Genomic DNA, 7,910 nt, shown 5'->3' on the forward strand with positions numbered 1-7,910 from the left:
GCCCGGCGAAGCCGCCGCCGCATCCGGCCAGGAAGAAAAAGTATGGCGGGCGGGCGGGCTGGAGCCGATGCCCATACGCACCCTGCCCGACGCTCCCCCGTCGATCCACATCCTCGGGCCGACGGTGTTCCTCGTCGCGCTCGGCGTGGGCATGGGCGAGTCGTACATGTGGCCTCGGCTGGTCCTGCTGTTCGGACCGGAGATCCGGTGGCTGTTCCTCATCGGCGTCACCCTCCAGGCCGTGGTCATGCTGGAGATGGCCCGATACGCCATGGCGACGGGGGAGAGCATCTTCTTCGGCGCCGCCCGGGTCTTCAAGCCCCTGATGTGGTTCTTCTTCGTCGTCGCGATCCTCGTCTACATCTGGCCGGGGCATCTGTCCGCGGGGGCCGCCGCCTTCGAGCAGATCACCGGCGTTCCATGGGTGATCACAGCCGTCGCGGGGCTGATACTCGTCGGCGTCGTCTTCAGCCTGGCGAAGGTGATCTACAACCTGCTGGAGAACGTGCTGTCGATCCTGATCGGCACGCTCGTCGTCGGGACCGCCGTGGTGGCGGCCATGGTCGGCACCTGGGGCGACGTGACGAGCACGGTCACCGGGATGTTCGCCTTCGGCTACCTGCCGCAGCAGGCGCTCTCGGAGGCCTGGTTCCCGGTGATCGTGGGCTCGATCGCCTTCGCCGGACCGTCCGGAATGCAGCAGATGTGGTACACCCTGCACCTGCGTGACTCCGGCGCCGGCATGGGTGCCCACATCCCCGCCGTCCGCGGTCTCCGGCACGCCGGCGAGGAAGAGGCCATGCCCTCGCGCGGCTTCATGTTCGACACCGACAACCCCGAGGAGATGCGCAAGTGGAAGGGGTGGCGGCGCTGGGTCACCTTCGACGCGCTCCTGCTCTTCTGGGGCATCACGATGCTGGTCACCGTCTCCTTCACGGTGATCGCGCAGGCGGCGGCGAGGAACACCCCCGGCGTCCGCGCCGTGATCGAGTCCGGGGAGCGGGAGGCGGCGCTGAACGCGATGGCCGACTCCTTCGCCTCGGCGGGCAGCTCGGTGCTGGGCGGGGTCTTCCTCGGATTCATCGCGCTGATCGGGTTGAACGCCACCCTCGGCCTGTTCGACTCCTTCTCCCGGGGTCAGGCGGACATGAGCTTCCACTTCGTGCGCGGCGCGAAGAAGCTCGGGATGTCCCGCCTGTACGCCGCCTTCCTGTGGGGCGTCATCGCGTTCGGCATCCTGATCCTGCTGTTCGGCCCGGCCGACGGCCCGAGCGGGATTCTCGACACGCTGGCGTTCCTGTCCACGTTCGCCATGGGCGCCTACTGCGTGACGCTCCTGCTGGTGAACAACCGCATGTTGCCCAAACCGATCCGGCCGAAGATCTGGACCAACCTGATCATCGGCTTCGGGGCGGTCTTCTATCTGGGGATGCTGCTCTACAGCCTGTTCGCCTTCGGTGTGGTCGTGGGCTGAGACCGTGCCGATGCGACAAGCTGAACTCGCCCTTCCCGGGGCGCTGATCGGAGCCGTCGCCGGCGCCATGGCCGGGGGGCTGACCCTGCTCGCAGGGCAGCCCGCCGGCTGGGCCGCGATCTCCGCGGTGACGCTGGCCCTTCCCCTGGGCCTCCTCGGGGCCGGATACTCCATTCTGCTCGGCCAGAACCTGTTCAGACCGGGGCTGTTCGCCCCCGCGGGTCTGTACTGGCTGGCCGGCTTCCCCCTGGCCCGGCTGTTCCAGGAGACGATCACCGGCCTGGCCGTCTTCGGTCACGTCAGCCTGCCCGGCGGGGTGGCGGGATTCCTGGCCTACCAGGCCATGGTGAGCCTCGGCTTCGCGATCGGCTTCCTCTGGTTGCACGAGAGGCTCATGCCCCACTGGTTGATGCGCCTGAGAGAGCGCAATCCGCGGGCGCGCGAACTCCTCGCCGCCTACGTCGAGCACGCTGAGGCGCTGTGGCTCGCCAAGGAACGCCGCCGCGCACGGAAAGGAGCGCGTTGAACATTCCCACCTGGGTGTGGCTGGTCACGATCGCCGGCTTCGGCCTCGTACTCGCCATCGACTTCTACCTCGTGGCGCGCAATCCGCGAAAGCCCACGTTCCGCGAGTGCACGTTCTGGGTGATCTTCTACGTGTCGCTCGCCATCGCCTTCGGCGTGGGATTGCTGGTGGTCACGGGGCCGTCGTACGGCGGCGAGTTCTTCGCCGGCTGGATCACCGAGTACTCCCTCAGCGTCGACAACCTGTTCGTCTTCCTGCTGATCATGAGCCGCTTCTCGGTGCCGGACCGCTACCGGCAGAAGGTGCTCCTGATCGGCATCGTCCTGGCACTCGTCATGCGCGGCGCCTTCATCGCCGCCGGGGCGGAGGCGGTGACCCGCTTCGACTGGCTCTTCTACATCTTCGGTGCCTTCCTCATCTACACCGCGTGGAAGCTCATCGGTCATGAGGAGGAGGAGGCGGAGTTCTCCGAGAACATCGCGCTGCGCACGGTCAGGCGGGTCGTTCCCACCACGGAGAACTACCACGGCTCGTCGCTCTCCGTGATGGTCGACGGCCGCCGTGCCGTCACCCCGATGTTGATCGTGATGGTGGCGATCGGGACCACGGACCTGCTGTTCGCCCTCGACTCCATCCCGGCCATCTTCGGGCTGACCAAGGAGCCCTACCTGGTGTTCACCGCCAACGCCTTCGCGCTGATGGGGCTGCGGCAGCTGTTCTTCCTGATCGGCGGGTTGCTCGACCGCCTGGTCTATCTCAGCAAGGGCCTGTCGATCGTCCTGGCCTTCATCGGCGTCAAGCTCATCTTCGAGGCCCTGCACCACGACGGCGTCTCCTGGGCCCCGGAGATCCCCATCCTGGTCTCCCTCGGGGTCATCGTCGGCACGCTGGCCGTCACCACCGTGGCCAGCCTCCTCAAGTCGAGAAGCGACCGCGGTCGCACGCCGGTGGACCAGAACGGCTCCGCGGAGAATCCGGCCGCCGGTTCCACGGACCCGGTGGCCGACCCTCCCGGTTCCTCCGACGCCCTCGACCCCGCCGACCCCGCCGCGAGGCGGAGCGAGGCGCACGCGGACGGCTGAGGCGCGGCCGGCCGTCGCGAGCGGGTGGTCTCCCCGGTGGGGACCTCCCGCTCGCTCATTTGGGAATGTCGATCCCGTCGGTCCGCTGCTCGGTCGCCCAGCGACGCAGATGGCGCTCGGCGTTCTCCGCCGAGCCGTACTTCCGCATGGCCGTCGCGAGGCCGAGCCCCATCATCCGGCCGTCGGCGGAATGGCCCACCGGTGCGGAGATGAGAAAACGGAACCTGTTGAGAAACGCTCTCATCGATCATCACCACCAATTCTTTCTTCAAGTATCTGCCCTGGGTGTTTCACTCAAACGGGCGAGTCGTGAATTCTGTGTCAACTGGCCCGTGAGCTGCTCGAACCATGCGGGAAAGGCCCGGGAGGGGCTGATTCCTTGCGGGTCCGCGCGGGGCGTCCGCGCTTTTCCGGCCGGTACTGATTGGGTGTTACCGGACCGTACGGATTGGCGGGTGCCGATCCACCGGATTATCCGCCGCCGGTTCGTTCGATTCGCCGACGCCGGTCCGCGGAGGTTCGGGTGCCGGTCCGCACGGGTTCCTCCGTGCTTTCCCGGACGTGCTTCTGACGTGCCTCCCCGGACGCGCCCTCCGGGACCGGGACGCGCGAGATCCTCTCGTGCCGGATCAGACCGGCACGAGAGGGGTCGCGGCGATCGGCCCGCACCGGATCGAGCCGGCGCCGAACCCGTACGGGAGGGGATGGCTCGCGCCGGATCGGACCGGCGCGAGCAGGAGGGGAAGGAGTCGTGATCGGCTCGTGCCGGCCCGGGAGGGTCGGCGCGCGCGAGAGGACGGAGGGTCAGCTCGCACTGAGTGAGCGCGGGCGCCGGCGGCGGGTGGCGGGCGCGGGCTCCTCCGGCTCGACGGGCTCCGAGGCTCGCTGCTCCAGGTAGGAGGAGCGGGTGTGCTCGGTGTGGTCGCGCATGATCTCCGCGGCCCTGATCTCGTCGCGTGCCTCGATGGCGTTGATCAGCTGGTCGTGCTCCTCCCAGGAGTCCCGGCCGCGCTGGCGGGCCACCGGCGTGTGATACCACCGCACGCGGCGGGAGACCTGCGAGGCCAGCTCGGCCAGCACCGCGTTGCCGGACAGCTCGGTGACCAGCGCGTGCAACTCGGAGTTGGCCGCCACCGAGGTGTCGATGTCGTCCGCCTCCAGGGCCCGGAGCCCGCGCGCGCACACCTCGCGCAGCCGGGCCACGCCCGCGGCGTCCGAGTTGAGCGCGGCCAGCCGCGCCGACTCGGTCTCCAGCAGGGCGCGTACGGCGAGCAGCTGGTCGGCCTCCTGCACGGTCGGCGCGTGGACGAACGCCCCGTGGCCGGGACGGAGATCGACCCAGCCCTCGCCGCTGAGCATCTGCAGTGCCTCGCGGACCGGCTGGCGCGACACGCCGAGCAGCTCGGCGAGCTCGCTCTCCGCGAGGTGCTGGCCGGGACTGAGGCTCCCGTTCACGATGAGTTCCAGGATCGCCTCGAAAACGCTCTCCCGGAGAGTGGTCGGGCGCGGGATCTTGGGCGCCGCTCCCGAGTTCGCCAGTTCCGACCGCACCATGTCTCTTCAGCTCCAGGATGAGAAAATATGGCGGCCCCTCGTCCGGCCAGCCCATTGTCTGTTGTCGACTGCCTACAGTATACAGTTTCGGACAGGGTGTCCGTGGTGAGTCTGATCACATCATCGCTCATCCGGGAAGCGTGACCGGATGGCCGGGCTGGCGCAGCGTGGCGCTGAGGGCCGCGGCGGCCAGCACCAGGCCCGCGGCGAGGAAGAACGCCGCGGCGTGGCCGGAAGAGGTCAGGGCCCAAGCGGCGAGGCCGACCCCGACGAGCCCGGCGACCGCCTTCGCACTGTAGACCACGCCGTGGATCGAGGCGGTGTGCCTCTCGCCGAAGTATTCGCGGACCAGGCTGGCGATGAGCGGGTAGAACGCGCCCCCGCCCAGGCCTGCGGGCACCGTCGCCACCAGGATCATGACGGCCGATCCGGTCACCGCCCCCCAGGCCAGCAGCAGCTGCCCCAGGCAGAGCAGGGCCAACACGGCGCTGAGCGTGCGCCCCCGCCCGGTCACCTCGGCGGCGAGCACGGCACAGGCGCGTCCCACGCCGTTGAGCACCAGGAGCAGGGCCACCGCCGCCCAGGGGAAGAGGCCGCCGAAGGTCGCCAGCGCGACCACGTCGAAGATGGAGACCGCTCCCGCGCAGACCAGGATCGACACCAGGGTGGGGAGTGAGCCCGTCCGCAGCGCCTGGCTCAGGGAGAACTGGCGTACGGCCCGAGGCTCCCTGCGCAGCGCGGTCCGGTCGTCGGCCCAGGCGCGCGGGTCGATGTGGGCGGGCCACCAGTGCGGCGGCGGCAGGCGGACGAAGGTCGCCGCCAGGCCCACCGTGACCAGTGCGACGACCGCCGCCACGGCGAACAGCGGCTGGAGCGCGCTCCCCGTGTTCCCCGTGTTCCCCGCGGCCCCGTAGAGGCCGGCCGCCACCGCGAGCGGGGCCGTGCCGTAGGCGAAGGCGCCGGTGGTGAAGCCCACCTTCGCGGCCGGGCGCTCGGGGTACCAGCGGGCGACGGCCTCGGTGCACGAGCCGTACACCAGGCCGGCGCCCACGCCGCCGAGCAGGGCGTAGCCGGCGAGGACCGTGGGGAGGTCGCGGGCGAAGGCCGTCGTGAGCAGCGCCGCGGCGCTGAGCGGTGCGCCGGCCCACAGCGCGACGCGGATCCCGAGCGCGCCGCGCCGCAGCAGCAGGACGGTGGGCAGGGCGACGGCGGCCTGGCAGACGATCCAGACGGCCAGTGGCGCCAGGGCCGAGGCGAGCGGCCAGCCGCGCGCCTGCGCCAGGGCGGGCACCGCCGCCGCGTAGCCGTACTGCATTGCGCCGATGGAGGCCATGGCGGCCCAGGGGAGCCAGAACATCCACGACCGGGGACGGTTGATCAGATCCTGCGGGGTGTCGCCGACGAGGTAATCGCGTCCCCGCCAGTCTCGTACGAGCTGCGTCTTCTCCATACCGTATGGAATATCCGTCACCGGAGTCCCTGTCGAGGCCTGGACGGCTAGATTTCCATACGGTATACCGTCTACAAGAACCGTATCCAGGGAGGTCGCGTGGACCTGTTCGAATACGAGGCGAAGAAGCTCTTCGCGCGGCACGGGGTCCCCGTCCCCACCGGCGAGGTCGTGGCCACTCCCGAGGGCGCCCGCGCGATCGCGGCCGGCCTCGGGGTCCCGGTGGTCATCAAGGCTCAGGTGAAGACCGGCGGACGGGGAAAGGCCGGGGGCGTGCGGCCCGCCCCGGGCCCCGACTCCGCCGAGCAGGAGGCCCGGCACATCCTCGGCATGGACATCAAGGGCCACACCGCCGAGACCGTGCTCGTGGAGACGGCCACGATCCCGGTCGAGGAGTACTACGTCGCCTACCTCGTCGACCGGGCCAACCGGTGTTTCCTCGCCATGGCCTCCGTCCACGGCGGCATGGACATCGAGGAGGTGGCCGCGACCCGGCCCGAGGCACTGGTCAAGATGCCGATCGACCCACTGACCGGGATCGACGAGGACGCCGCGCGCGAGCTGGTGGCCCGGGCGGGCTTCCCCCCAGATCTCCAGGGCGCGGTGGCCGAGGTGCTGGTCCGCCTCTGGCGGGTCATGGTGGAGGAGGACGCCCTGCTGGTCGAGGTCAACCCCCTGGTGTGGACGGCGGGAAGCGCGATCCTCGCCCTCGACGGCAAGGTCAGCCTCGACGAGGGCGCGGCCTTCCGCCACGAGCACGCGGCCCTGGCCGCCGGGCCCGGCGACGGCGGCCTCGAGGCGCGGGCCAGGGCCAAGGGCCTCAACTACGTCAAGCTCGACGGCCGCGTCGGGGTCGTCGGCAACGGCGCGGGGCTGGTGATGAGCACCCTCGACGTCGTCGCCCAGGCCGGGGAGCGCTTCGGCGGGGTCCGCCCGGCCAACTTCCTCGACATCGGCGGCGGGGCGTCCGCGCAGGTCATGGCGAACAGCCTGGAGATCATCCTCTCCGACCCCGACGTCAGGTCGGTCCTCGTCAACGTCTTCGGCGGCATCACCGCCTGCGACGCGGTGGCCGACGGCATCGTCTCCGCGCTCGGGCTGCTCGGCGACCGCGGCCTGAGCCGCCCCATCGTCGTGAGGCTCGACGGCAACAACGCCGAGGAGGGCCGCCGGATCCTCACCGAGGCCGGACACCCCGCGATCCGCCAGGTCACCACCATGGACGGCGCCGCCGAGGAGGCGGCCAGGCTCGCCGCGGCATGAGCGGGCCGACCATCGGACACGGCGAGCCCGCCGGTCCCGCCCACGGAGGGCACGTGAGCACGGAGAGGGAGTGGCAAGCATGGCGATCTTCTTGACAGGCCACAGCAAGGTGGTCGTGCAGGGCATGACCGGCGCGGAGGGAAGACGGCACACCGCCAGGATGCTCGCGGCGGGCACCGACGTGGTCGCCGGTGTCACGCCCGGCAAGGGCGGCGGCACGGTCGACTTCGCCGAGCGGGACGTGCCGGTGTTCGGCACGGTCGCCGAGGCGATCACCCGGACGGGGGCGGACGTCTCGGTGGTCTTCGTGCCGCCGAGGTTCGCCAAGGCCGCGGTCATCGAGGCCGTCGACGCGGGGATCGGCCTCTGCGTGGTCATCACCGAGGGCATCCCCGTCCACGACACGCTGGCCTTCTGGGCGCACGCCCGGGCGGCGGGCGGCAGGACCCGGATCATCGGCCCCAACTGCCCGGGGCTGATCAGTCCCGGCGCCTCCAACGCGGGGATCATCCCGGCCGACATCACCAGCGCCGGCCGCATCGGCCTGGTCTCGAAGTCGGG

At 70.5% G+C, this 7,910-nt stretch carries 7 protein-coding genes and 1 pseudogene; 5 read left to right on the forward strand and 3 right to left on the reverse strand.

The genetic code is table 11. The features are described from left to right. Window positions 1–67: 67 nt before the first annotated feature. Genes ACTOQ3_RS10645 through ACTOQ3_RS10655 form a run of 3 tightly spaced genes read left to right on the forward strand, consistent with a single transcriptional unit; the run spans window position 68 to window position 3,082 of the window. On the forward strand, window positions 68–1,474 hold the full coding sequence (locus ACTOQ3_RS10645; protein ID WP_440083169.1) for an Nramp family divalent metal transporter: 1,407 nt from the start codon (window positions 68–70) through the stop codon (window positions 1,472–1,474). A 10-nt stretch (window positions 1,475–1,484) separates the two neighbouring features. Continuing rightward, window positions 1,485–2,000 carry a hypothetical protein gene (locus tag ACTOQ3_RS10650; RefSeq protein WP_440083170.1) on the forward strand — a complete coding sequence of 172 codons (516 nt, stop codon included), beginning with the start codon at window positions 1,485–1,487 and terminating at the stop codon, window positions 1,998–2,000. Then, on the forward strand, window positions 1,997–3,082 hold the full coding sequence (locus tag ACTOQ3_RS10655) for a TerC family protein (protein ID WP_440083171.1): 1,086 nt from the start codon (window positions 1,997–1,999) through the stop codon (window positions 3,080–3,082). The genes ACTOQ3_RS10650 and ACTOQ3_RS10655 overlap by 4 nt, the downstream gene beginning before the upstream one ends. A gap of 55 nt (window positions 3,083–3,137) precedes the next feature. Here ACTOQ3_RS10655 and ACTOQ3_RS10660 read toward each other — a convergent pair whose 3' ends face one another. The 3 genes from ACTOQ3_RS10660 to ACTOQ3_RS10670 form a co-directional block, all read right to left on the reverse strand. Further along, the gene (locus tag ACTOQ3_RS10660) at window positions 3,138–3,326 is read right to left on the reverse strand and encodes a hypothetical protein (RefSeq protein ID WP_440083172.1); all 189 of its coding nucleotides are present in this window, start codon (window positions 3,324–3,326) and stop codon (window positions 3,138–3,140) included. A 560-nt stretch (window positions 3,327–3,886) separates the two neighbouring features. Next, complete coding sequence (locus tag ACTOQ3_RS10665; protein WP_440083173.1) at window positions 3,887–4,636, reverse strand: GntR family transcriptional regulator; 750 nt, start codon at window positions 4,634–4,636, stop codon at window positions 3,887–3,889. A 127-nt stretch (window positions 4,637–4,763) separates the two neighbouring features. Beyond that, window positions 4,764–6,086 (reverse strand): MFS transporter, encoded by a 1,323-nt coding sequence (locus tag ACTOQ3_RS10670; protein ID WP_440083174.1) that lies wholly within the window; start codon window positions 6,084–6,086, stop codon window positions 4,764–4,766. 99 nt (window positions 6,087–6,185) lie between these two features. On the opposite strand from ACTOQ3_RS10670, the gene sucC reads away from it, so the two are divergent. Beyond that, window positions 6,186–7,349 carry an ADP-forming succinate--CoA ligase subunit beta gene (sucC, locus tag ACTOQ3_RS10675; RefSeq protein WP_440083175.1) on the forward strand — a complete coding sequence of 388 codons (1,164 nt, stop codon included), beginning with the start codon at window positions 6,186–6,188 and terminating at the stop codon, window positions 7,347–7,349. A gap of 79 nt (window positions 7,350–7,428) precedes the next feature. Then, window positions 7,429–7,910, forward strand: a pseudogene (locus ACTOQ3_RS10680) (succinate--CoA ligase subunit alpha); the annotation flags it as partial.

Source organism: Streptosporangium sp. LJ11 (assembly GCF_051918945.1).
In the GTDB taxonomy this organism is placed as follows: Bacteria; Actinomycetota; Actinomycetes; order Streptosporangiales; family Streptosporangiaceae; genus Streptosporangium.